Origin of the sequence: Pseudomonas sp. NPDC089752, assembly GCF_044748725.1 — a bacterium.
GTDB lineage: Bacteria > Pseudomonadota > Gammaproteobacteria > Pseudomonadales > Pseudomonadaceae > Aquipseudomonas.
Map to the genome: position 1 here is coordinate 47614 of NZ_JBIVGP010000007.1, position 25061 is coordinate 72674.

The following is a 25061-nucleotide window of genomic DNA, read 5'->3' on the forward strand; positions in this document are numbered from 1 at the left end:
CAGACTGTAGGTCAATTAGCGAATGTACCTTGCAGATGCTCCGCACGAAACTCCAAAGTCTGCGGCCTGTATCCGGAACGCAGCGGCGGCAACGGCAGGCAGTCCTTCCACTCGGCCCCCGGCTGCAGTTCACCCGGCCCACGGTAGCGCGGAGCGCTGTAGGTGTTTTCGGCAAGGTTCACGCTATCGCCCGGCGCATAGGCGCCGACCCGCCAACGCAGTTCGGTCAGTGGCGCCTTGTTGCCGTTCTTCATGTGCACTTGCAGCGCTCGGTCGGCAGGGCATTGTTCGGGGGCGTAGGTCAGACGCAAGTCCAGGCGTGCCAGTTGCGAGGCTTCGCGGCTGTCTTGCCAGGCGACGAAGAGGGCGACCAATCCCAGACCGCAGACAGCGGCCAGCGAAATCGGCAGGGCCTTGCCTGGGTAGCGCAGCAGCAGTACCAGCCATGTGAGGATGAGGAAGGCGCCGATGATCATGGTGCGTGCAGACCTTGGTTGCGCAGGGTCTGACCATCGTAGCCGGAAATGGAGGAAGGCTCAAAAGCGGGGCCGCGATGCGGCCCCTGGGTTCACTTACTGCGCGATGGTCTTCACCGACACGCCACGCTCGACCGGCGTGGACGTTCGCCCATACACATCCTCGAAGCGCTCGATATCATCCTCGCCCAGGTAGCTCCCGGACTGTACTTCGATGATCTCCAGCGGGATCTTGCCCGGGTTGCGCAGGCGGTGGATCGAGGCGATCGGGATGTAGGTCGACTGGTTCTCGGTGAGCAGGAACACGTTCTCGTCACAGGTCACCTCGGCGGTGCCGGAGACCACGATCCAGTGCTCGGCACGGTGGTGGTGCATCTGCAACGACAGGCTGGCGCCCGGCTTGACGGTGATGTGCTTGACCTGGAAGCGGCCGCCCATGTCCACCGAGTCGTACGAGCCCCATGGGCGATACACTTCCAGGTGGTTCTGGGTTTCGCTGCGGCCCTGCTCGTCGAGGGTCTTGACCATCTGCTTGACGCCCTGGACCTTGTCCTTGTGGGCAATCATCATCGCGTCCTTGGTTTCGACCACGACGATGTTTTCCAGGCCAATCACCGACACCAGTTTGCCGTTGCCGTGGATCATGCAGTTGCGGCTGTCCTGCACCACCACGTCGCCCTTGGTGACGTTGCCGTCGGCGTCCTTCTCGTGCACGTCCCACAGCGACGACCAGCAACCCACGTCGCTCCAGCCGGCCGACATCGGCACCACGCAGGCGCGCTGGGTCTTTTCCATTACTGCGTAGTCGATGGAGTTGTCCGGGCAGCAGGCGAAGGTGGCTTCGTCGATGCTCAGCACATCGCCGTCTTCCTGGCTGCGCTCAAGGGCCAGCACGCAGGTGTCGTAGATGTCGGTGTCGTGTTTTTTCAGCTCTTCGAGGAAGCGGCTGGCGCGGAACAGGAACATGCCACTGTTCCAGAAGTAGCCACCGGCGGCGACGAATTCGGCGGCACGTTTTTCATCGGGCTTCTCGACGAACTGCGCGACCCGCGCCACGCCTTCGGGCAGCAGCGCGTCCTGGCTGGAGCGGATGTAACCGTAGCCGGTTTCAGGCTTGGTCGCCGGCACGCCGAACAGCACCATCTCACCACGCTCTGCGGCCACGGTGGCCAGGGCCAGGGCGCGTTGCAGGGCTTTCTGATCGTCGATCACGTGGTCGGCCGGCAGCACCAGCATCAGGTCGTCACGGCCTTCGTTGACCAGCTTCATGGCGGTCATGGCTACCGCTGGGGCGGTGTTGCGGCCGAAGGGTTCCATCAGGATGCCCTGGGTTTCCAGCTTCAGCGCTGCCAGCTGCTCCTGGACGATGAACTTGTGGTCCTTGTTGCAGACCACGATCGGGGTGTCCATGCCTTCGAACACCAGGCGTTCGAGGGTCTGCTGGAACAGCGTGTGCTCACCGGTCAGGGCCAGGAACTGTTTGGGGAACTGCTTGCGCGACAGAGGCCACAGACGCGAACCGCTACCACCAGAAAGAATTACCGGGATCATCATGTTTCTCCAATAGTCGTTATGAGGCAGGGGGATCAGTTGCTGGTCACGGGGCGAGTTACCCACACCGGCGACAAGTTGCTGCCGGAACCCGTTACGTACAGCACGGCAGCTTCGCCACGCTCCAGGGCGACCGGTTTCAGGTCGCTGACTTTCTTGTTGCCTTCGAACAAGGCCAGGTTGACCTTGACCGGATTGATTTCACGTTCGCCACGGCCCTTGGTAGCCACCGACGGGACCACTTCAGTCTTGCCGTCGGCAGTCTTCAGGGTCACGGCCTGGTCGCTGAGGTTCTGCACCCGCACCAGGGCTTTCTGCTTGTTCTTGAATGGCGGCTCTTCGATCAGCTGCGGGTTGCCGCTGCCGTTGTTGACCAGGGTGTAGTACTTGTCCGAGGCCAGCTTGACCGGCACGCTCTTGCCGCCCACCTGGGCGGTGTAGTCGCCGCCTGGCAGGAAGCTGAAATCGCTGCTGGCCTGGGCGCCAACCTGCTTGATCTGGGTGTTGCCGACACTGGCGGCAGCCGGTGCGCTGGACGCGTTGAACAGGCGCACGAAGGTCGAGCCTTTCGGTGCGCTCGGGCCATACAGCGCGGCGTCGGCGCCGGCGAAGGCCTGCATGGAAGCGAGAGACAGGCCGGCCGCGAGGGTGAGGGCTTTGGCAATGGAAGTCTTGGTAGTCATGTGCATTTCCTCTCTATCGATCAGTGATTCGTCCGGGTGGACGACAAGGCCAGGTTTTCTTCGGATTTACGGGAGTTTTTCAGCTGCGCGATCCACTGCGGATCGAAGCTGCTGAGGTCGTTTTTCATCGGCAGATAACGTTCGGGGAATTCCCACACCACCACCTGTGGCGCGGCGTTCTTGAAAGCGTCGCTCTGCAGGTACTTGAGCATCGGCAGCAGCGGGCCATGGCCGTCTTCGGCGTAGTTGGCGACGTCGCTGCGCAGGGCCTGCTGCAGGGCGCCGAGGAAGTTCCAGTGCGGGTTGGCGCTATAGCTGGTGCCCACCAGCGCCACCGGGATCTGACTGTCGGCGAACAGCGCATCGCCGGCTTCGCCTTCGGCCTCGGCCGGGCGCGTGGTGCGTTGCTGCAGGTTGTCCGGGGTCGGCAACAGGTTGCTGAACAGCGGGTCGAGTGGCAGGAAGTTGGTCAGGTCGCCTTTGTACGGCGCGGTATTGCCGGCCTCGGTGATGAAGGTCTGCGGATCGCCGTTGAGCAGGCTCTGGCGGCTGACCGCTTCGGCCAGGGCTTGTGCGGCGACTTCGGCGCCCATGGGCGTCCAGTGGGTGTCGGTGCGCAGGAACACCTGGCCGCGGGCCTTGGCCTGTTCCATGGGCGCCATCAGGTCCGGGGCGAACACGTTGGCTTGGCGGGCCTGGGCATGGAACTGGTTGTACAGGTCGTCATGCAGGCTGGCGGGCAGCTCCTTGCCGACGTACTCCGAGTACACCCGCGCCTTGGCCGGGACGATCGCCAGCACCAGCTGGCTGCCGTGCTGCTGCAGGGTGTCGCGCACGCCACGGATCAGCGCCAGGTTTTCTTGCATCAGTTGCTCGGCACCGGCGGTGGGCTTGAATTCCTCATCGCTGAACAGCCACTGGTCACGGCCCAGCACCACGCCAGGGCGGCCTTCGTTGAACAGCTTGAAGTCCAGCGCGGCCCAGAGGTTGGTGCCCAGGCGCTTGATCGGGAACTCGGCGTCGTAGTGGGTCTCGGCGGCCTTGGCCAGCTTGCCGTTGAGCAGGGTCATCGGCTCGGTGCGCTGGAAACTTTGCAGGCCACCGGTGGACCAGGCGCCCATGCCGACCAGCAGGCCGATGAACGACAGCGAATAGGTGATGCGTAATGTCCGGGTCATGTCATCCACCTCAGAACTGGAAGTACAGGAACGGCGAGTAGCTCTGCGCCGAAAGCTTGAGGATCGAGGCGACGAACAGCAGCAGGATCAGGGCGCGGGTCATCACCCGGGTCCAGTCCAGGCCGATCGAGCCGTCGGCGTTGACCTGCACCGGGGTCGCCGTGGGCGTCGGCTTGGCATTGCGGTAGAAGTCGCGCAGGCCGAAGTACGCCAGGCTGAGGTAGGCGATGACCAGGGTGGCCACCTGCAGCCCAGTGAGCTGGGAGCGGTTGAGCTCGGACAGCTGCCACTCGCCGAAGCTGAACATGGCGCCGTACATGCGGGCGGCGACGTGCAGGTTTTCGGCGCGGAAGATCACCCAGCCGACGACGACCAGCAGGAAGGTGAAGGCCCATTTGACCGGGTTGAAGCGCTGCGGGTTGGTGTCCAGGCCCAGCGCCCGCTCGATCGCCAGCCACATGCCGTGCCAGGCGCCCCAGATGATGTAGGTGAAGTTGGCGCCGTGCCACAGCCCGCCCAGCAACATGGTCAGGAACAGGTTGCGGTAGGTGTTGAAGGTGCCTTTGCGGTTACCGCCCAGGGTGATGTACAGGTAGTCGCGCAGCCAGGTCGACAGGCTGATGTGCCAGCGCCGCCAGAACTCGGTGATCGACTGGCTGATGTACGGCTGCTTGAAGTTCTCCATGAAACGGAAGCCCATCATCAGACCCAGGCCGATGGCCATGTCGCTGTAGCCGCTGAAGTCGAAGTACAGCTGCGCGGTGTAGGCCAGGGCGCCGAGCCAGGCGTCGCCGGTGGTAGGGTTCTGCAGGGCGAAGCAATGGTCGGCGACCACCGCCAGGGTGTCGGCGATGAACACTTTCTTGATGAAGCCCTGCATGAAGCGGGTGCAGCCTTCGGAGAACTTGTCCATGGTGTGGGTGCGGTTGTTGAACTGGTCGACCAGGTCCTTGAAGCGCAGCACGGGGCCGGCGATCAGGTGCGGGAAGATCGCCACGAACGCCGCGAAGTCGATCAGGTTGCGGGTGGCCGGGGTGTCGCCGCGGTACACGTCGATGATGTAGCTGATCGACTCGAAGATGTAGAACGAGATCCCGATCGGCAGCAGCACGTGGGTAAGGATGAACGGCTCCAGGCCGAACGAGCTGATGATCGCGTTGAGGCTGTCGACGCCGAAGTTGGCGTACTTGAAGTAGCCGAGGATCGCCAGGTCCACGCCCACGCCCAGCAGCAGCCAGCGCTGGGCCGGTTTGGTGCGCACGCCGGCGGCGCCGACTTTCAGGCCGATCCAGTAGTTCCACAGGGTGACGCCGGCGAACAGGGCGAGGAAGTCCACCCGCCACCACGCGTAGAAGATGTAGCTGGCGACCAGCAGCAGCAGGTTGCGATAGCGTTGCCCGCTCAGGTAGTACAGGCCGAGGAATATCGGCAAGAACAGGAACAGGAACACGTTGGACGAGAAGACCATCCCGGTTCTCCTAAATTGTTCACAGCATCCAGGGCAAAGCGCCCCCCAAACCCCCCACAAAAAAGCGAGGGGTCACCGAGATCCTGTGGGAGCGGGCTTGCCCGCGAACAAGGGCGAAGCCCTTGCCCTACACCGCGGTGTATTCTTCGCGGGCAAGCCCGCTCCCACAGGGTTGTGTTTCTATTTCTTCGAGGCCGCGCTCGGGTCATAGACCCGGGTCACGTTGCCGCCCAGCCGGAAGCTGTCGAACGGCTGCATGTCATGCTTGCGCTCCAGCGTGTCGCCGACGCACTGGTACAGCGCGCACCAGGGTTCGAGCCAGGCGTACTTGCTGTCGACCTTGAGGTCTTTCATGTCCTGCTTTTCACCGGCGCGTTCGGCGAAGTGGCGTGGGTCGCGGGCGCCGTACAGCACGCCTTCGCCCAGGCGCTGCAGGGCGAAGTTGTTTTCGCTGCGCAGGTCCACGTTGTTGGCCTTGGCGAAGCTGGCGATCATCGCCAGCGGCGGCAGGGCGTAGTTGTGGTAGGCCAGGGCGCGCTGCTTGCGCTTGATTTCGTTGGGCAAAAAACCCTGCGAGTCGACCTGGTTGGCGCCGACCTTGTATTCCTTCACCGCCCAGTCGAACAGGTCGCGGCGGTCGGTGGCCACGGCGGTGGCCATCACCGACCAGGCCGCCCAGTAGCTGTGGTTGTTGATCTTCGCCAGCGGCAGGTTGCTCCAGTCGCGCACGGTCTGTTCGGCGAGGCGGGCGAACCACTTCTCGATCAGCTCGGCCTCGGCCTGGTGCGCGGCCAGTGGCTGCGAGTTGGAGAACTTCAAACGCAACCACGAACCGCTCATGCTGCCCAGCGCCCATTTGCGCATGGACTTGCCGGTGTGGTTGTAGTTGGTCGACATCAGCGCATCGGCGCGGGCCCAGGTCCCCAGCCAGGTCAGGGTGCAGTCGAGCTGCGCCGGGCGGCCGTCGCGCATGTACTGGTTGACCATCTTGGCCACGCCACGCTCAAGGCTGGTGATGTCCTTGGTGGAGTCGCGGAAGGCCTTTTCCGAATCCTCGTTCAGGGTCGCCCGCGCCCTGTCCGAGCCTTCGTACTTGCTGCGAAACTGCAGCGCGCCGGTATACGGCTTTGGCGGCGTTTCGCAGCGGAAATTGCCGTCGCTGGTCTTGAGCTTTTCGATCCCCTCGTAATAACCCTGGGGCGGTACCAGCGCGGCATGCGCGGCACCCCCGAACAGGGCCAGAGCGAGCAGGGCGGGGCGGAAGAGTCGCTGGGTCTGGGTCATGGGTCGCCTCACTGGCCGGCTTGCGCGGTGTGCGCGGGCACGGCGAAGTTGTTGCGTTTGCAGAGCTTGGCCTCGACCTTCTGGGTGCCTTCCTCCGGCCCCTGGACCTCGAAGGCCAAGATGTTCTGGCTGGCCCAGTCTTCGTCTTCACGCATCTGGAAGACGAAGCGGCCGTCGGTGTCGGAGGTGGTCGGTTTCTCCAACTTGATGTCCTCGTGGCGGCCGTTGAGGTACCAGAGGGTCGCCTGCAGCACCTTCACCGAAGGGTCCTCGAACTTGACGTCCATCTGCAGGTTGCGGTTGATCAGGTCCTTGATCACGCCGCCCTTGCCGTTGACCATCAGTTCGTTCTTGCCGGGTTTGAGCGTGGTGCTGGCGCTCATCAGTGCGGGGCGGGCGTCACAGCCGTCGTCGAGCAGGCCGAGGATCTGGCGCCAGATGGTTTCCTGGTCCAGGCGATACAGCGGCGAGAATTCCCAGATGAGGATCTTCGGCGGGTTGTTCTGGAATTCCTCGCTGCCCAGGTACTGGATCATCGAGCCTTCCAGGCCGCCACCGGGGAAGGCGACGTTGAGCACGTCGGCGCCGATGTACTGCTCAAGGAAACCCGAGAAGTTGTAGTTCTTGCCGCTGTGGCTGGTGCCGACCAGGGTGATCTGCGCGTTGCCGGCATCACCGAACAGGTCGTCGCCACCGCCGCTCGAGCCTTTCGGTTCGGTGGCGAACTGGTCCATGTATTGCACCGCGTAGCTGGTGTTGCACAGCTGGCCAGCGACATTGTGCAGGGTGCCGGTCTTGCCCATGCGGCCGGACTTCTGGGTTTCGAATTCCTTGCGCGGGATGCCCTCGAAGGCCGGCATCTTGTGCACGGTGTCGGCCACGATCTTGGCTGCGCGCTCGGCGCCGTACGGCGTCCAGTGCTGGTCGCCGCGGAAGTAGAAGTCCTTGCCCTGGTCGGCGGCGGCCAATTGTTCGTTGGTCAGCGGCGACAGGTCGGGCACGTTGTAGCCCATGCTGGCGAAGCGCTTGAGCATGGATTGGTAGTTGCCCAGGGCCTTCTGGTAATCGAAGGCGGCTTTCTCGGCGGGCTTGAGCATGTTGCGGTTCACCAGGCCACGGGTCGGCTGGTAGACCACGACCAGTTCCACGCCGCGTTTCTTGAACGCGTCGTGCACCTGCTGCAGGCGCTTGTAGCCGGCCGGCGTGGTGTTGAATTCGGTGCGCAGGTCTTCGCGGGTACGGAACAGCCAGTCGCCCTGGGCCTGCACCAGCGTGGTGAAGTTCTGCTGGTAGCGCGTGGTGTAGCGGCTGGCGTCATGCGCCTCGGGGCACAGCTGGCAGCAGGGCTCGGCGGTGAAGGCCGGAGCCTTCACCTCATCGGCGCGCACGCCCTGGCTGATGGCCAGAAGGGCGGCGGACAGGCCCAGCAGTTTGATCAGGTGTGGAGTCATGGTCTGGGCTTCCTTAATCGATCATTTCGGTCTGGCGTTCGACCGGGTCGATCAGCACGGCCTTCTGCTGGCGCACCAGCAGGTCGAGGATTTCGTCCTGGCGCTCGCCGAGGATGCCGTTGAGGCTGATGCCGTTGGCTTTGCGCGGGGCGAGCATGGACACCTTGTACAGCTCGACCGACAGCGGCGAGTCGATCGACAGCGGGCCGGAGCCGTTGGCCGCCAGTTCACCGCCGACCACGATCAGCGAGACCTTGGTGTCGAACGGGTCGAGGGCGATGTCGCGGTCGGTGTCGGAGAGGTCCTTGATGTGCCCGTAAACCCCGACCAGGCCGTTGGCCATGGCGATGTTTTCGTACAGGCGGATGTTCACGCTGTTGCGCACGCGGATGCCGTGGCGGCGGTTGTTGATCAGCTTGTTGCCCCAGATCAGGTTGTCGCCGCTTTCGTACAAGGTGATGCCGTCGGTGTGGTTGCGGTAGATCTCGTTGTAGGCGATCAGGTTGTTGACGCTGTTACGGTCGATCACCACGCCGGAGAGCTTGTTGTCGTAGCTCTTGTTGTTGATGATCCAGCTGTCGTTGACCTCACGCGAAACGATGATCCCGTGCTTCTTCTTGGTGCCGTACACCGTGTTGCCGGCGATGATCAGGCGGTGCGAACGGTCGTGCGGGTCGATGCCGTAGACGATGTTGTCGCGGTAGGTGCTGTCCTTGACCACGAAGTCCTGGGTCTCGTAGCAGTAGAAGCCGTACCACATGTCGCTGAATTCCGAGCCGATGATCCAGCCGGTGGGTTCCGGGCGGCCCATGCGCTTGGCCATGTTCGGCGTGTACTGCGAGATGCTCACGCCGTACGACTTGGACTTGGCGTAGCCGAAGCTGGCCATCCTGGTGTTGACGATGTAGGTCTCGGTACCGCCCCACGACAGCAGGAACGGGCGGAATTCCTTGGGCGAGCGGAAGGTCGCCGGGCCGTTGTCCTTCTCGCGCCAGCCAGTGACCTGGGTGTCGCTGACGAACAGCTTGCCGTCGTTGACCAGGAACGCACCGCCTTCCTGGGACAGGCGCAGCTGCTTGACCTTGCCGTCGATTTCGAGGATGCCCTTCTGCCCGACCACGATCGGCAGGCGCGCCAGGTACACACCCGGCTCGACCTCGCGCAGGTACTGGTTGGGCACTTTTTTGCTCAACTCCACCAGGTCGACATGGCCGTCATCGACGAAGATCGCCTGGGGAATGCCGTGCTGGCGCTGCACCCACTCGGCGGCCTTGTTGTCGCCGCCGATGAATTCCTTCAGCGACTCTTCCTGCAGCATGCGGCGCACGCTGACCTTGCCCTTGTGGCGGCGGTCGATCTTCTTCTGCACGGCCTCGGCGGTGTAGCCGCTGAGGTCGGGCAGCTTGGGCGGCTCCATGTGCAGCGGCTCGATCGGTGCGCTGGCCACGGTGTAGGTCTTGGCCTGCTGCAGTTCCTTGGCGATCACCGCAGGTTCTGCGGCGACGGCCAGGTTGGATGCCAGCAGCAGGGCGCTGGCCAGGAGGCTGTGACGGATGTGCGGGTGAAGGTTCATAGCAGGTCCTCTCCCGGCCTCAGAAGCGCCAGATCACGTCGACGAAGGCGCGGTGCATGTACGAATCCGCTTCCTTGCCATAGGCATCGCCCGGCTTGAACACACCGGCGCGCAGGCGCACCAGCGCGGACGGCTCGTCGATCGCCTGGCTCATCGAGGCCGGCAACAGGCCTTGCTTGAAGTACTTGGTGACGACCACGTCCATTTCCTGGCCGAGGTCCTTTTCACCGTTGACCAGCGGGCGGCTCACGCCGTTGTCGTTGACCGCCGCATTGATGCCGCTGGAACCGATGTTCTGCTCACCATCGACGCGCCAGAACTTGTGGTAGATGAGGCTGGCGTCGTAGTCGTCGCGCAGCTGCCAGGAGGCGAACAGGGTGGCCGCCTGCAGGTTGCCCAGCTCGCCACGGAAGGCTTCGCCGAAGCGGTGCACGCGCGAGCGGGTGCCGGTGAAGTTGGAGCGGTTGCTCTCAAGTCCGGTCTGCTCGAAGTTGTTCGAACCGTCGTCGCCACCGCCGCCGCTGCCACGGGCATAGGCCGCGCCGACTTGCCATTGCGGGTCCAGGCGCAGGCGGATGCCGAGGTCGGTGGCCCAGGCGTTGACGTCGCCGCTCTGCTTGCCGGTAACCACTTGGTCGTCGCCAACCAGCTGGCTGCTCAGCTTGTCACGATCACCGGTCAGCCAGGTCAGGCTGCCCCAGTAGTTGACGGTGTGGTCGTTGCGCCAGTTGTAGGCATCGCTATTGGCTTCCAGGCCCAGCCAGGTGAGGTCGCCGGTGCGGGTCTTGTCCAGCGCATCGATGGTCTCGCCCGGGCTTTTCAGGCTACCGCTGTCATGGGTGTGGTGGGCGCGCAGGCCGACCCAGTGGCCGGGCGTCCATTGCGTGGCGACGTTACCGTAAAGGTGCGTGCGGTCCTCGTCTTCCGGGGCCAGCTCGGTAAGGTCGGTGCGGTATTCGCTGAAGCGCTGGGCCACGCCCAGGTCGGCCTTGAGCAGCGTGGTATCGAAGGTCCAGTTCAGTGCTTCGATGTTGGTGTCGCGCCACATGCCGTCGTCGCTGCGCAGACGCTGGCGACCGAGGCGCAGCTGCTCGCCGGGATACTGGGTAAGGCCGCTGTAGCCGACCCAGAACTCGCGCATGGCCAAGTAGCTTTTGTCAGGTTTGCGGCTGTCGTCACCGGTGTCGGTGGTGGTGCCGTCGTCGTTCTGGCGCAGGGTATCGGTTTCGATGGTGTCGGTGGCGGCGACCGCCTGGCCCATGGCGTAGGCGCTCCAGTTGCCACGCTCGCCGTACACCCAGGGGCGCAGGTCGAGGCCCAGGCCGTTGACGTCCCCGCCGGAGCGGGTGCCAAGGTCACGGTCGTCTTCCGACTGGCCGGTGATCTTCACGTCCATGCCGAAGTTCTTCTGCGCGGTGATGTCGGCCAGGGTCGGGCACGACCAGAGCAGGGCGAAGGTCAGGCCAATGCCGGCTTTCACGAAGGGGTTGAGCGTCATAGCATGTCCTCACCGTCTACAGCAGAATCCTGGTCTTGCAGGGCATCGATGGTCAGGCTGCGGCGGCCCACCTGGGCCATGTTGCCGCGCGCCTGTTTTTCCTGCGCCAGCAGGCTCTGGGCCTGGCTGCGCTGTTCGGGCGTGAGTTGTTGGTCGAGTTGCTGCACCAGTTCGGTCGATTGCGGCGTCGGGTAGACCTGGGACAGCTGGGCGAAGACCCAGGCGTTGGTCGGCTCGGGGCGGATGCCGTGGCCTTCGCTGAACAGCTGGGCGAGGGCATAGTCGGCGCTGTTCTGGCCGCCACGGGCGGCAGCGAGCAGATGGTCGACAGCCTTCTGCGGCTCGACATCGCCCAGATAGCCACGGCGGTACAGCTGGCCGAGGTAGTAGTCGGCGCTGATCTCGCCGGCATCGGCGGCGGCTTGCAGGTGCAGCTCGGCTTTTTCGGCATCGGCCGGGAGGGCGTTGCCTTCGTAGTAGAGACGGCCCAGCAGCAGGTCGGCGCGCGGCTGTTCGGCTTCGCGGCCCTTGTCGATGTAGGCCAGTAGCTGGTCGGTGTCGCCCAGCTCGGGGAAGTCGTAGACCAGTTGCGCCAGGCTGACCCAGGAAGCCGGGTTGGCCGGGGCGATATGTTCGAGCAGGTCCTTGGCGGTTTTCTCGTCGGTCTGGCCCAGGTTACGGTCGGCCAATACGCGAGCGACGCTGTCTACCCGGGTGGCGGGCACGGTACCGCGGGCATAGCCGGCCTTGAGCTGTTGCAACAAGGCGGCCTGCTGGTCGGCCTGGCCGCGCTTCTGGTAGACGGTGGCCAGTTCCGCGTAGCACACGTCCATTGTGTCGAGGGCTTGCTTGCAGAGCTTCTCGACGTTGTCCAGGTTCTGGTCGTAGGTGCCTTGGGTGCGGTAAAGCAGGATCTGCGCCAGGCCCGCTTCCGGGTGGCCGGCGGCCTGCCACTGGTCGATCTGCTGCTGTGCGTTGATCTTGGGGAAGCTCTGCGGATACAGCAGGTAGAGCATCGCCAGGGGGATCAGGGTTTTCTGTTCGCCCTGCGCGGCGGCAAGCTTGAGCAGGGTCTCGGCCTCTTCGCGCTCGGCCTGGGTGCTGTCGGGCTTGGCCACCAGCAGGCGGCCAAGGCGCACCTGGGCGCGCGGCGAGGTGGCGGCAGCGGCGCGGTAGGTTTCCTCGGCCTGCTTGAACTGGTCCGGGTCGCCGGTGGCGACCTTGATATCGGCCAGGCCCACTTGCGCGTCACTGTAGCCCATGTCGGCCAGGGCCTTGTAGTTGCGCTCGGCCAGCGCGGTGTCACCGCGCTTGAGGGCTTCGTTGGCCAGGCGCTGGTCGGGCAGGCCCGCACAGCCGGCCAGGGCGATCGCCACAGCCAGGGCACAGAGGCCCAGGCTTGCGCTTTTCTTATGGGTAATCATCGCAGGATCCTCTTACAGACCACGGGCCACGGCTTTGTCGATCAGCCAGTTGAGCGAAGGGCCACGGTCGCTGTTGACCGAGGCCGGACGCCCGGCGAGTTCTGCTGGCAGGCCGCTGTCGGGTTTGATCTGCACGCGGATGTCGGAGGCCAGGTTGTCGCTGTCGAGGCTGGCGCTGCTGACGATCTGGCCAGTGCGAATTTCGTCTTCGCCGGCGACCTGGAAGTTGACCCGGGTACCGGGCTTGACCTCGTCGAACTGGCGGTAGCTGAAGCGCGCCTCGACCATCGGGTTGGTGGTGCGCGGGATCAGCTGGAAGATCGGCTGGCCCTTGGCGGCGTACTGGCCGTCGTCCACCAGCTGGCGGGCGACCACGCAATCGCAGGGGCTGGTGAGGGTGCCGGAAAGTTGCTTGCCGAACAGTTCCTCGACCTTGGCCGGCTCCAGTTGCGAGTCGTCCAGATGGCCTTTGAGCATGTCCAGCATGCTGGTGCTGAAGCTCGCCAGTGGCGCGCCCTTGACCACCAGGCCGCCGCTCTCGACCAGGCTGTTGACGGTGCCGTCGCGCGGCATGGTGACGTTGGTGGTCGGTACCGCGACCACGCCGGCTTCGGCGTGGCTGACGAAGTACATGCCGTACAGCGACTTGGCGACGAAGCCGAACGCAGCCACGCCGACCACGAACACGCCGAGGGTCATGGTCACCGCCTTGAAGCGGCCGAAGGCGGACAGGCCGGAGCCGCTGTCCTTCTGCTTGCGCGCCTTGGTGAAGTTGTCGCGCTGCAGGGTGCTGAGCACGTCGCCGATGCTGATCAGTTCACCAGACAGATGGCTGGTGATGATATGGCGCAGGGTGGCGATGTCGCGCGGTTCAAGGTTCTGGAACTGGGCACCGGTCCGGCCGCTGTCGGTCTGGTAGGAGCGCACCTGGAATTCGATGTCCATCGACAGGCCGAGGTTGTCGACCACGAACTGCAGGCGCCCGCGCAGCACATCGCCCACCGACAGCGGCTGCTTGGTGAAGAAGCTCAGGCCACCGGCGGAGAGGTCCTCGACTTTCACCTCGTGGGTCTGGCGCTGGGCATCCAGGAAGCGCAGCTTGGCTGGGATACGCACCCGGGCGTGTTGGCGCTGGGCTTCGGACTCATGCACGACATTGACGTTCACGGCGGTATTCATGGTGGTTTGTTCCTGTTAATCCGATCCGGGTTGGGCTCACACGACCATGAACAGCACAGCGACGAAGATGCTGGCTGCCGAGAAGGTCATGGTCCGCGAGGACCAGGTGTTGAACCATTGTTGAAAACTGGCGAGGTCACGCTTGAGGGCAGTGGGCTGGCGGGTCCAGGACTGCTTGTCGAGGCGGAAGAACACGTAGATCTTCATCAGCGCGCCAACGATCTGGTTGTAATAGAGGATCAGCGGGTAGGCCGGGCCTACGTTGTGGCCCGAGCACAGCAGCATGATGGTCAGGATCAGGCGGGTGATGCCGATCCACAGCAGGTACACCAGCAGGAAACCCATGCCGAACTTGAGGCTGGCGATCACCGCCACGGTCAGGCCCAGCAGGCTGGTCCACATCGACACGCGCTGGTCGAACAGCACGATGCTGGTGAACAGGCCCAGGCGACGCAGGCCCAGGCCCAGCGCGCGGGAGTTCTGCCGCAGGTTGTTGCCGTACCAGCGGTACATGAGTTTGCGGCTGGCCTTGAGGAAGCTCTTTTCCGGCGGATGCTCGACCGTGTTGATGGCGGCGTCCGGCACGTAGAAAGTGTCGTAGCCCAGGCGCATCAGGCTGAACCAGCTGGACTTGTCGTCACCGGTGAGGAACTTGAAGCGGCCCAGGCGCCAGTGCATCAGCGAGTCGCTTTCGACGTCGGCGATGAACTCGGGGTTGGTCACGACGCTGGCGCGGAACATCGACATGCGCCCGGTCATGGTCAGTACGCGCTTGCTGAGGGCCATCGAGCACATGTTGATGTGGCGCTGGGCGAAGCGCAGCTTGTGCCACTCGCTCATGATGTAGCCGCCGCGCACTTCGCAGAATTCGTTGGTGGTCAGGCCACCGACGTTGGGGTACAGCTTGAACCACGGCACGGTCTTGCGGACCACGCCTTCGGCCAGCACGGTGTCGCCGTCGATCACCGCAACCACGGCGTTTTCGTCCGGCAGCATCCGCGAGATGGCGCGGAATCCGTAGGCCAGGCCGTCGCGCTTGCCGGTACCGGCGATGCGCACGATGTCCAGTTTGACGTGGGCGGGCGGGTTGTACTTGGCCCACAAACTCTTGACCAGCAGCTCATCGGACATCTCCACCAGCGAGCAGACCACGGTGGTGGGGAAGCCACAGTCGATCGCCTCGCGGATCACCGAGCTGTACACCTGGGCGGTGGTCAGCGCTTCGATACGGAAGCTGGTGACCATCAGGTACACGTGCGACGGATCGGCCGCCGACCCCATCTTCTGCACCTTGCGGCGCAAATACGGGTAGACGCCGTAGAGGAAGATCATGCCGCGGATGAAATGGGTGGCGCCCATGGAGTAGCGCCAGATGCCGACTGCGCCGACCAGGAAGATGAAGTGCTTCGACTGCGAGTCGAAGATATCGGCCGGCAGGGCCAGGGCGATCAACATGAGCAGGCTCATGTAGAGCAGCCAACCGGCGCACTGCAACAGCACTGTCTGGAGCCTTTGCATGTTCAGCATCCGTCGAGAATTCGGGAAAGGCGGGCGACGCAAGTGGGGAGGCTTGCGTCGCCCGGCCGAGGGCTTACCAGCAGATGCCTTCGGTACGGCTGGTGGGGCAGGTCGCTTTACCCATGAAGCCAACCAGGTCGATCACCTGCTTGCCGGCCGGCGCTTGCTCGGCCAGGGCGCGGAACTGCTCGTCACGGTTGCCCAGGACGATGATGTCGGCGTTGTCGATGACCTTCTGGAAGTTGGCATTGAGCAGCGACGAGACGTGCGGGATCTTCGACTCGATGTACTCTTTGTTCGCCCCGTGAACGCGGGCGTACTCGACGTTCTCGTCGTAGATGTCCAGTTGGTAGCCTTTGCCGATCAAGCGCTCGGCCAGTTCCACCAGCGGGCTTTCACGCAGGTCGTCGGTGCCGGCCTTGAAGCTCAGGCCGAGCAGGGCGACCTTGCGCTTGTCGTGGGCTTCGATCAGTTCGAAAGCGTTCTGCACCTGCGACTCGTTGCTGAGCATCAGCGAATCGAGCAGCGGCGCACGCACGTCCAGGCTGGCGGCGCGGTAGGTGAGGGCACGGACGTCCTTGGGCAGGCACGAGCCACCGAAGGCGAAGCCTGGGCGCATGTAGTACTGCGACAGGTTCAGCACCTTGTCCTGGCAGACCACGTCCATCACGTCACGGCCATCGACACCCACGGCCTTGGCGATGTTGCCGATTTCGTTGGCGAAGGTGACCTTGGTGGCGTGCCACACGTTGCAGGTGTACTTGATCATCTCGGCCACTTCGATCGGCTTGCGGATGACCGGGGCGTCGAGTTCTTCGTACAGGCTTTGCAGCACGTCGCCGCTGGCGCTGTCGAGTTCACCGATGACGGTCATCGGCGGGTGGTCGTAGTCCTTGATCGCGGTGCTTTCACGCAGGAACTCAGGGTTGACCGCAACGCCGAAGTCGACGCCGGCTTTCTTGCCCGAGCAGTCTTCGAGGATCGGGATGACCACGTTCTTGACGGTGCCCGGCAGCACGGTGCTGCGCACCACGATGGTGTGGCGGCGGCTGGTGTCACGCAGGACGTAGCCGATTTCGCGGCACACGGCCTCGATGTATTCCAGGCCCAGGTCGCCGTTTTTCTTGCTCGGGGTACCGACGCAGATCATCGACACGTCGCTGGCGCGGATGGCCTCGGCGAAGTCGGTGGTGCCGCGCAGGCGGCCATTGGCGATGCCCTGTTGCAGCAGCGCTTCCAGGCCAGGTTCGACGATGGGCGACTTGCCCTGATTGATCAGGTCGATCTTGGTGCTGGATACGTCCACACCAATCACGTCATGGCCTCGCGCCGTCAGGCAGCCTGCACAGACCGCACCCACATAACCCAAACCAAAGATGCTGATACGCATCGCTATCACCTCATGTGTTTATCACGTCGACTCCTCACGGAAGAGCCGGACTGGGTTGATTAACAACAGTTTCAAGGCGCACGGATCCTTGGCGAATGCACACTTCACCGAGCGCAGGCATGAATAAGTCTGGAGCGCACAAAGTTATGCACTCAAAGTTGGCAGTAAAAGGCCAGTAATTAAAAGGCGTGCCCTGAAATGCAGCCGTCTTTATTGCAATGCGCTACTTGGCGCGTTGCTGTGCTTGTTTTTTCAAGTGGATAAATCCTTTGAAATCAACCACTAGGACGAATTGTATGGGGCGCGTCTCTCCTGCGGTGACAGGGCATTCCGGGACACCGGTAAAGCCTGTATTACTTCTCCGTGGCGGGTAGCGGATACCTGCCGTTGTCATCTGTAAGTCATCTCTCACACCGATGGGGCATGAAATTCGTTACGGCACTATGAGCGATAGGTTGTAGGAGAAGTTCCTGGGTCGGTTCGGCGTCGATGAAAGATTTCTAAATAATTCTTCAGGGGTAAATACTTTCATATTGATGGCACTCGGGTGTTTCACCCTTGGATATAAAGGGCGAAAACGTTACGAGATATTTTTGTGCCAGCATTGAAAAAATATTTTCAAAATTCGTCAAAAAAGTACGAACGGTCTTATGACGGTTGGCGATAACGATAGGCGTGGTGGTTTTTTGGCGTCATTTTAATGACGAGGTGGCAATTTGATGCGTGCCCTGTTGCAGGGCGAGGAGAGGTGTAGAGATACAGATGGCCCTTTCGCGGGGCAAGCCCGCTCCCCACAGGAAGTGCACTGACCGAAAGTCGAGTCATGAACCTGTGGGAGCGGGCTTGCCCCGCGAAGAGGCCCTTACTGAATCACTCGGCGGGGTGGTCGCGCAGGAACACCAGGTGATCAGCCTTGGACTGCTCGGCACTGTAGTAGTAGCCCTGCACATCGAACTGCTTGAGCTGCTCGGGATCGTTGACCTGCTCCTGGATCACGAAACGGCTCATCATCCCGCGGGCCTTCTTGGCGTAGAAGCTGATGATCTTGTACTGGCCGTTCTTCCAATCCTTGAAGTCGACGTTAATCACCCGGCCCTTCAGCGCGCTGCGCTTCACGGCGCTGAAATACTCGTTGCTGGCCAGGTTCAGCAGCAAATCGTCACCCTGCTCGGCCAGCGCCTGGTTCAGCCACTCGCTGATGCGCGTGCCCCAGAAGGCATACAGGTCCTTGCCGCGGGCATTGGCCAGCTTGGTGCCCATTTCCAGGCGGTAGGGCTGCATCAGGTCAAGCGGGCGCAGCAGGCCGTACAGGCCGGAGAGCATGCGCAGGTGCTGTTGGGCGTAGGTGAAATCGGCCTCGCCGAGGGTCTCTGCATCCAGGCCGGTATATACGTCGCCCTTGAAGGCCAGCAGCGCCTGCTTGGCGTTGGCCGGGGTGAAGTCCGGGGTCCAGCTGCCGAAGCGCGCGGCGTTAAGGCCGGCGAGCTTGTCTGACAGGTGCATCAGCTCGCTGATCTGCGCAGGCGACAGCTCGCGCAGCTGCTGGATCAGTTCCTGGGAGTCATCGAGGTACTGGGGCAGAGTGAAACGCTCGGTCACCGGCGGGGTGTCGTAGTCGAGGGTCTTGGCGGGGGAAATCACCGTCAGCATCGGGTCGGCTCCTGGAATCGTAGGCGGCAATTCTACGGACTGGGGGAGGGATCGCCAAACTATGGCGACAATAGACACAGACCATCGCCAACGTAAAAGCTATAGTGCGCGTTTCGCTGTCACGGAGAGACCGATCGTGCGCATTGCCGCTGCCTTGCTGGCCTCAGTGTTGAGCCTCGCCGCCCAGGCTGCCCCCCTTCCTCCCGCCAGCCTCGACCGCAGTCTGTGGCCCGAGCAACTGGACAGCCCGGCGCTGTTCGATGTCGCCTCGCGGGCGGAGATCTTGTCGTTCGCCCAGGTGCTGCACGAAAGCGAGTTGCTCGATGATGGCGCGCTGGCTGCGCGGCTGGGTTTGCGGCAGATCAACCTGCAGAAAGTGCGCGCCTTGCGGGCACGCCTTTGGCAGCGTCTGTGGCAGGGCTATCAGCAGGCTCAGCGCAGTTGCGAGCAGGATGCCTCGTTCTGTTATCTGGTCGAGTCCATGGCGGATTTACGCACTAAAGCGGCGACGTTCGCCGCCGATGTCGGCACGTTTTATACCAGCTGGATCGAGCCCAGCCACCAGTTCCATGTTCGCTATCTGGACGAGCAGCTGCGCAAGGCGGCTTTGTTGCCGCAAACCAGCAGCGAAGTGGAGCGCCTGTCCAACCGTGAGCGCAATGGCGATGAGTTGAACGACCGCGTATTCCTCCTGACCTTCGTCGGCGGCCCCGGCCCCGAGGGTGGTACCACCGATACGCTGACCGCTTACCTGCGCAAGCAAAAGCTGCAGGGCATCTTCTTCGTATTGGGCAACCGCTTCCAGCAACGCCGCGATGCTGGCGCTGCCAATGCGTTGGGCCAGCTTTATAAAGGGCAATGCGTGGGGATTCAGGGCTGGGAGTACCGTTCGCATGCCCAGTGGAACGGCTGGCAAGATTCGCTCAAGCGCAGCCAGGCGCGGGTCCAGGCCGACCTGCCGGATCAGTACGTACCGCTGTTCCGCCCGCCTTATGGGCAGCGTCGAGCCGATGGCGAGGCGTTCATGGCCAGCCAGCAGTTGCAGGTGTCGTTGTGGGATATCGATGCCCAGGATGACGGGCCGCTGACCGCCGAGGCCTCGGCGCAACGTGTGGTGACCTTGATGCTGTTGTGGCGCAAAGGCGTGATCCAGTTCCATGACAGCCTGCCCAAGGCGCAGCCGGCGGTGGAATGGTTGCTGCACAATACCGCGCAGAGCGGCATCGGCTGGGCAGATTGCCGCGAATATGGACATCAGCAATAACGGGTCTGACTTCTGACTGTAGTCCGGTCTGATGCTACCGCCAAGCCCTGTTCGTCATTCGGAAAAATAAACTTCACCAACACGTAAAAATGCTTTTTTTAGTCATCGTTTTTGCGGTATGAAGAAACCAGACAGCCGATTCCTGCAGCACAGGTGGCGTCATCCAAGCCCACCTTGCCAGGTTACTTCCCGCCCGTAGCAACGCGGATACGGGGAGCTCGGCAGTCACTCTGCGGCGCAGCAGACCGCGCCGTGTGGCTTCGACATAAGGTGACCGAGTATGGATGACCAAGGACGCAACCCTTCCTCCACAAAGCCAATCCTCTATGTGCTCGATACCAACGTCCTGATTCACGACCCCAACGCATTACTCAACTTCGAGGAGCACCACGTCGCCATTCCCATGACGGTGCTGGAGGAACTCGACAAGCTCAAGACCGGTAAACAGACCATCGCCGCCGAATGTCGCCAGGCCATCCGCCTGATCGACCAGACCCTCGGTGACGCTTCGCCCAGCGATGTCGAGCAGGGCGTGCCGATCCAGCGCAACAAAAGTGGGCCCAAGGGCTTCCTGTCCATCCTGATGACCCCGCGCAACGAGCCGAACAAGCTGCTGCCGGAAAACCTCAACGACAACATCATCATCAACCAGCTGCTGGAAGTGCGGGCCCGGCGCACCGACTTCGACGTGGTGCTGGTCACCAAAGACATCAACATGCGCCTGAAGGCGCGGGCCTGTGGGATTGCCGCCGAGGATTACAGCACCGACCAGCTGGTGGACGACGTGTCGCTTTTGTCCAAGGGCTACCACTCGGTCACGGGCTCGTTCTGGGACCGGGTCAGCAAGGTGGATACCCGCCAGGAGCGTGGGCGCACCTGGCATCGGGTGCAGATGATCGACAACCTACCGGCAGTGCACATCAACGAGTTCATCATCGATGAGCAAGGTTTTGTTGGTTGGGTAAAAGGCATCCGTAACGACGAACTGCTATTGCTCGACCTGCACCAGGAGCCGCTGCTGCACCAGGAGGCGTGGGGCCTGAAGCCGCGGGACATCCACCAGAGCCTGGCGCTGTTCGCGCTGCTCGATCCGGATATCCACCTGGTCAACCTGACCGGCGCCGCCGGTTCCGGCAAGACCATCCTCGCCCTGGCCGCTGCCATCGAGCAGACCATGGTCAGCAAGCGTTACCGGCGCATCATCGCCACCCGCAGCGTGCAGGGGCTGGACCAGGAGATCGGCTTCCTGCCGGGCACCGAAGCGGAGAAGATGGAACCGTGGCTGGGCGCCATCACCGACAACCTCGAAGCCCTGCACATGGATGACGAAAGCACCCATGGCAGCGTCGAGTACATCCTCGAACGGGTCCCGTTGCAGTTCAAATCGCTGAACTACATCCGAGGGCGTAGCTTCCAGCAGAGCCTGATTCTGATCGACGAGTGCCAGAACCTCACGCCGCACCAGATGAAAACCATCATCACCCGTGCCGGCTCCGGTTCCAAGGTGGTCTGCCTGGGCAACCTGGCGCAGATCGATACGCCCTACCTGTCCGCGACCAGCTCGGGCCTGACCTACCTGACCGAGCGCTTCAAGGACTTTCCCCACGGCGTGCACATCACCCTGCAGGGCGTACCGCGCTCGGTGCTGGCCGAGTACGCCGAGTCGCATCTGTAACTCTTCAAGCCGGGTGGTGTGCCGCCCGGCCTCTTCGCGGGACAAGCCCGCTCCCACAGGATCTTGTGGGAGCGGGCTTGTCCCGCGAAGAGGCCGGACCTGGCCAAAACAATCCACTGCTCAAACCTGACCCACAGGTTTACACTCTGTGTTCCCTTCACAGGAGCAGAGCAGTGCTGACACATCTTGATTCCCAGGGGCGCGCCAACATGGTCGACGTCACCGAAAAGGCCGTGACCGAGCGCGAGGCCGTGGCCGAAGCGCGGGTGCGCATGCTGCCGCAGACCCTGCAGATGATCGTCGACGGTGAGCACCCCAAGGGTGATGTGTTCGCCGTGGCGCGCATCGCCGGCATCCAGGCGGCGAAAAAGACCAGTGACCTGATCCCGCTGTGCCACCCGCTGATGCTGACCAGCGTCAAGGTCGAGCTGAGCGCCGAGGGGCAGGATGTGGTGCATATCGTCGCCCGCTGCAAGCTGGCCGGGCACACGGGGGTTGAAATGGAAGCCCTGACTGCTGCCAGTGTCGCCGCTCTGACGATTTATGACATGTGCAAGGCCGTGGACAAGGGCATGGTGATCGAGCAGGTGCGCCTGCTGGAGAAACTGGGTGGCAAGAGCGGCCACTACAAGGTGGATGCGTGATGAATGTGAAAGTGATGTATTTCGCCCGTTATCGCGAGTTGCTCGGTGTGGATGCAGAGCGCTTGCAAGGGGATTTCAAGGTGGTCGACGATGTGCGCCAGGCCCTGGTGGCCAAGGGCGGGCACTATGAAGTGCTGGCCGAGCAGAACCTGATGTGCGCGCGCAATGAGGAGCTGTGCAAACTCGATGAACCGCTGGAGGCGGGCGATGAGGTGGCGTTCTTTCCACCGGTCACCGGAGGCTGAACATGGCCGTGCGAGTGCAGGAGGGAGCGTTCGACCCAGGCGCTGAGGTCAATGCCATGCACGCTGCCAATGTTGGCGTGGGCGCGGTGGTTGGCTTTGTCGGTTATGTGCGCGATTTCAATGATGGTCGGGATGTGGCGGGGATGTTCCTCGAACATTACCCGGGCATGACCGAGAAGGCACTGGCCAAGATCGTGGTCGAGGCCGAGCAGCGCTGGCCGCTGCTGAAGGTCGAGGTGCTGCATCGGATCGGGGCGCTGGAGCCGGGTGAGCCGATCGTGTTCGTCGGCGTGGCCAGCGCGCATCGGCAGGCGGCGTTCGATGCCTGCAATTTCATCATGGATTATCTGAAGACCCGGGCGCCGTTCTGGAAGAAGGAGAATACCCAGGAGGGGGCGCATTGGGTGGAAGGCAAGCAGAGTGACCAGGAGGCGGCGGGGCGCTGGTAGGTGTGGGGTGGATGGCCGGGGCTTTGCCCCGGTTCGCGGGACAAGCCCGCTCCCACAGAGATCTCCACCAACCTTGTGGGAGCGGGCTTGCCCCGCGAAGAGGGCGACGCGGATCAGTGATGCTTGCGCGGCACCGGCTTGAGCAGCTCATCCGGCGGCATCTCGCACTTGATCTTGCGCCCCAGCAGCTCTTCAATTCCAGGCAGCTGATACGAGTCATCTTCCCCGGCAAAGCTGATCGACACACCCTCAGCCCCCGCACGCCCAGTGCGGCCGATGCGGTGCACATAGTCATCCGGGTCTTCCGGCAGGGTGAAGTTGATCACATGGCTGATGCCATCGATATGGATGCCACGCCCTGCCACGTCGGTGGCCACCAGCACGGTGACGCGCCCTTCGCGGAAGTTCTCCAGGGTACGAATGCGCTTGTGCTGCGGCACGTCGCCCGACAGCTGGGCGGCATTGATGCCATCGCGCACCAGTTTTTCCTCGATGCGCCGCACTTCGTCCTTGCGGTTGGCGAACACCATCACCCGTTCCCACTTGTTCTGGGTCACCAGGTTGTACAGCAGCTTGTATTTGTCGCTGCCGGCCACGGCATAAACGTGCTGCTCGACGGTTTCGCTGGCGACGTTCTCCGGCTCGATCTCGACGATCGCCGGGTTGGTGGTCCACTGCTTGGCCAGGTTCATCACGTCGTCGGTGAAGGTGGCGGAGAACAGCAGGGTCTGGCGTTCGCTCTTCGGCGGGGTCTGGCGGATGATCTGCCGTACCTGCGGGATGAAGCCCATGTCGAGCATGCGGTCGGCTTCGTCCAGCACCATCACCTCGACCATGTCCAGGTGCACGTCGCCGCGCTGGTTGAAATCCAGCAGGCGGCCCGGGGTGGCCACCAGGATGTCGCAGTGGCGCGCTTCCAGGGACTTGAGCTGCTTGTCGAAGTCCATGCCGCCGACGAAGGTCATCACGTTCAGGCCGCTGTACTTGGTCAGGGCGGCGGCGTCCTTGGCGATCTGTACCACCAGCTCGCGGGTCGGCGCGATGATCAGTGCGCGCGGCTCGCCCATGTAGCGTTCTTTGGGCGGCGGCGTCTGCTGCAGCTGGGAAATGATCGAAATCAGGAACGCGGCGGTCTTGCCGGTGCCGGTCTGGGCGCGGCCGATAGCGTCCTGGCCACGCAGGGTGTAACCCAGCACCTGGGCCTGGATCGGCGTGCAGTACGGGAAGCCCAGGTCATGGATGGCGTGCATCAGCTCGTTGGACAGCTTGAAGTCGTGGAAGCGGGTCTTGCCTTCCTGCGGCTCGACCACGAAGTCTTCCGGTTTCCACAGGCTGGCCTGGGGCTTAGGTTTGCGCTCGCGACGCGGTTTTTCCTTGGCCGGCTGCTCGACAGCGGGCGCTGCCTCAGGCGCTTGGGCTTTGGCGGGGGCTTTGGCGCGCGGCTGGCGGGGCTGGCGCTCGGGCTGAGCCACGGGGGCCGCGGCGGGCGCGGGCGGCGTGGCGCTGGCAGCAGGAGCGGCGGCCTGGGGCGCGGCGTCTCCTTTGCCGAAGATTTTTTTGAGTGCCTTGAGCACGATCGTCTCATCAACTGATTAAGGAATGTACGCCGGGCAGTGTAATGCAAGAACCGGGCGCGGCGTAGCGGAATAGGCCCACGACTACCAGTGAGCCTGCTTATTGCAGTTGTTTGCTCAGCCAGTCGTGGATATCGCTCAGCTCCTGGACCGCCACTTCGTGTTCCATGGGGTACTCGTGCCATTGCGCGGCCACGCCCCAGGTATTCAGGTACTCGAACGCGGTGCGGCCCATGGACGGGATCACCACCGGGTCGTGTACGCCGTGCAGGCACAGGGCTGGGGTGCGCTGTTGGCAGGCGCTGAGCTGGTGTTCTTCATTGAAGGTGGGGGCGTAGGTGGACAATGCGATTACCCCGCCCAACGCTTCTTGCCACTTTATATAGGCGGTATGCAGCACAACCGCGCCGCCCTGGGAGAATCCGGCGAGGATGATCCGCGCCAGGTTGATGCCCTTGGCCTGTTCCGCCTTGATCAGCGCGATGATCTGCTCGGCGGACTTCTCCAGCTGCGCCTCGTCGATGGCGCGGGCCGGGGTCATCGCCTTGATGTCGTACCAGCTGGGCATGGCATAACCGCCATTTATGGTGACTGGCCGAGTCGGCGCCTGTGGCATGACGAACCGTGTACTGAGCAGGCGTTCCTGCATGAATTCGGCAACCGGTAGGAAGTCGTAACGGTCGGCACCCAGGCCGTGCAACCAGATCACACAGGCGTCTGCGGTTTTCTGAGGTTCGAGAATCAGCGGGTTGGTCATGACTGCTCCGAAAGTGTGCGGATCTTGTAAAGGCATGCGCAAAAAGAAGGCGCCGGAAATGATTGTCAGAAAAAGAATGTCGCAACGATACAACTTTCCCTACTTGACGTGGGCTTAATCGCTTTAGCCG

The 25061-nt window shown here is 63.0% G+C and carries 21 protein-coding genes; 5 read left to right on the forward strand and 16 right to left on the reverse strand.

Features of this window, described 5'->3' with window-relative positions:
- Positions 1–11 precede the first annotated feature (11 nt).
- From ACIPZF_RS13360 to yaaA, 14 genes are all read right to left on the reverse strand, one after another.
- Positions 12–476 (reverse strand): multidrug transporter, encoded by a 465-nt coding sequence (locus ACIPZF_RS13360; RefSeq protein ID WP_400799849.1) that lies wholly within the window; start codon positions 474–476, stop codon positions 12–14.
- A 96-nt stretch (positions 477–572) separates the two neighbouring features.
- Entirely contained in the window at positions 573–2027 is a 1455-nt protein-coding gene (locus ACIPZF_RS13365) for a mannose-1-phosphate guanylyltransferase/mannose-6-phosphate isomerase (protein ID WP_400800579.1), read from the reverse strand.
- Positions 2028–2062: 35 nt separating this feature from the next.
- Positions 2063–2710, reverse strand: coding sequence for an alginate O-acetyltransferase AlgF (locus ACIPZF_RS13370; protein ID WP_400799851.1), 648 nt, complete (start codon positions 2708–2710; stop codon positions 2063–2065).
- A gap of 20 nt (positions 2711–2730) precedes the next feature.
- Positions 2731–3888: an alginate O-acetyltransferase gene (locus ACIPZF_RS13375; protein WP_400799854.1), complete on the reverse strand. Its 1158-nt coding sequence runs from the start codon at positions 3886–3888 to the stop codon at positions 2731–2733.
- 10 nt (positions 3889–3898) lie between these two features.
- Positions 3899–5356, reverse strand: coding sequence for an MBOAT family O-acyltransferase (locus ACIPZF_RS13380; RefSeq protein WP_400799856.1), 1458 nt, complete (start codon positions 5354–5356; stop codon positions 3899–3901).
- A gap of 180 nt (positions 5357–5536) precedes the next feature.
- The gene (locus ACIPZF_RS13385) at positions 5537–6640 is read right to left on the reverse strand and encodes a mannuronate-specific alginate lyase (RefSeq protein WP_400799859.1); all 1104 of its coding nucleotides are present in this window, start codon (positions 6638–6640) and stop codon (positions 5537–5539) included.
- Between the two features lie 8 nt (positions 6641–6648).
- The gene (locus ACIPZF_RS13390; RefSeq protein WP_400799861.1) at positions 6649–8091 is read right to left on the reverse strand and encodes an alginate O-acetyltransferase; all 1443 of its coding nucleotides are present in this window, start codon (positions 8089–8091) and stop codon (positions 6649–6651) included.
- 13 nt (positions 8092–8104) lie between these two features.
- Complete coding sequence (gene algG, locus ACIPZF_RS13395) at positions 8105–9664, reverse strand: mannuronan 5-epimerase AlgG (RefSeq protein WP_400799864.1); 1560 nt, start codon at positions 9662–9664, stop codon at positions 8105–8107.
- 19 nt (positions 9665–9683) lie between these two features.
- Positions 9684–11162, reverse strand: a complete 1479-nt coding sequence (locus ACIPZF_RS13400) for an alginate export family protein (RefSeq protein ID WP_400799867.1) — start codon at positions 11160–11162, stop codon at positions 9684–9686.
- Positions 11159–12586, reverse strand: coding sequence for an alginate biosynthesis TPR repeat lipoprotein AlgK (gene algK / locus ACIPZF_RS13405; RefSeq protein ID WP_400799870.1), 1428 nt, complete (start codon positions 12584–12586; stop codon positions 11159–11161). Before algK ends, ACIPZF_RS13400 begins: the two co-directional genes overlap by 4 nt.
- Positions 12587–12598: 12 nt before the next feature.
- Positions 12599–13765 (reverse strand): PilZ domain-containing protein, encoded by a 1167-nt coding sequence (locus ACIPZF_RS13410; protein WP_400799873.1) that lies wholly within the window; start codon positions 13763–13765, stop codon positions 12599–12601.
- Positions 13766–13801: 36 nt separating this feature from the next.
- Complete coding sequence (gene alg8, locus ACIPZF_RS13415) at positions 13802–15283, reverse strand: mannuronan synthase (protein WP_400799875.1); 1482 nt, start codon at positions 15281–15283, stop codon at positions 13802–13804.
- 73 nt (positions 15284–15356) lie between these two features.
- Positions 15357–16673: a nucleotide sugar dehydrogenase gene (locus tag ACIPZF_RS13420; protein WP_400799878.1), complete on the reverse strand. Its 1317-nt coding sequence runs from the start codon at positions 16671–16673 to the stop codon at positions 15357–15359.
- Positions 16674–17543: 870 nt separating this feature from the next.
- A complete protein-coding gene (gene yaaA / locus ACIPZF_RS13425) occupies positions 17544–18323 on the reverse strand; it encodes a peroxide stress protein YaaA (protein WP_400799880.1) in 780 nt (259 codons plus the stop codon).
- 136 nt (positions 18324–18459) lie between these two features.
- On the opposite strand from yaaA, the gene ACIPZF_RS13430 reads away from it, so the two are divergent.
- From ACIPZF_RS13430 to moaE, 5 genes are all read left to right on the forward strand, one after another.
- Positions 18460–19587 (forward strand): polysaccharide deacetylase family protein, encoded by a 1128-nt coding sequence (locus ACIPZF_RS13430; protein WP_400799883.1) that lies wholly within the window; start codon positions 18460–18462, stop codon positions 19585–19587.
- A gap of 280 nt (positions 19588–19867) precedes the next feature.
- On the forward strand, positions 19868–21262 hold the full coding sequence (locus tag ACIPZF_RS13435) for a PhoH family protein (protein ID WP_400799885.1): 1395 nt from the start codon (positions 19868–19870) through the stop codon (positions 21260–21262).
- Between the two features lie 173 nt (positions 21263–21435).
- On the forward strand, positions 21436–21906 hold the full coding sequence (gene moaC, locus ACIPZF_RS13440; protein WP_400799888.1) for a cyclic pyranopterin monophosphate synthase MoaC: 471 nt from the start codon (positions 21436–21438) through the stop codon (positions 21904–21906).
- A complete protein-coding gene (gene moaD, locus ACIPZF_RS13445; protein ID WP_400799891.1) occupies positions 21906–22151 on the forward strand; it encodes a molybdopterin converting factor subunit 1 in 246 nt (81 codons plus the stop codon). Before moaC ends, moaD begins: the two co-directional genes overlap by 1 nt.
- A gap of 2 nt (positions 22152–22153) precedes the next feature.
- Positions 22154–22600, forward strand: a complete 447-nt coding sequence (moaE, locus tag ACIPZF_RS13450; RefSeq protein WP_400799894.1) for a molybdopterin synthase catalytic subunit MoaE — start codon at positions 22154–22156, stop codon at positions 22598–22600.
- A 113-nt stretch (positions 22601–22713) separates the two neighbouring features.
- Here moaE and rhlB read toward each other — a convergent pair whose 3' ends face one another.
- Together rhlB and ACIPZF_RS13460 are read right to left on the reverse strand one after the other, a co-directional pair.
- On the reverse strand, positions 22714–24174 hold the full coding sequence (gene rhlB, locus ACIPZF_RS13455) for an ATP-dependent RNA helicase RhlB (protein ID WP_400799897.1): 1461 nt from the start codon (positions 24172–24174) through the stop codon (positions 22714–22716).
- Between the two features lie 100 nt (positions 24175–24274).
- Entirely contained in the window at positions 24275–24931 is a 657-nt protein-coding gene (locus ACIPZF_RS13460; protein ID WP_400799899.1) for an alpha/beta hydrolase, read from the reverse strand.
- Positions 24932–25061: the final 130 nt, after the last annotated feature.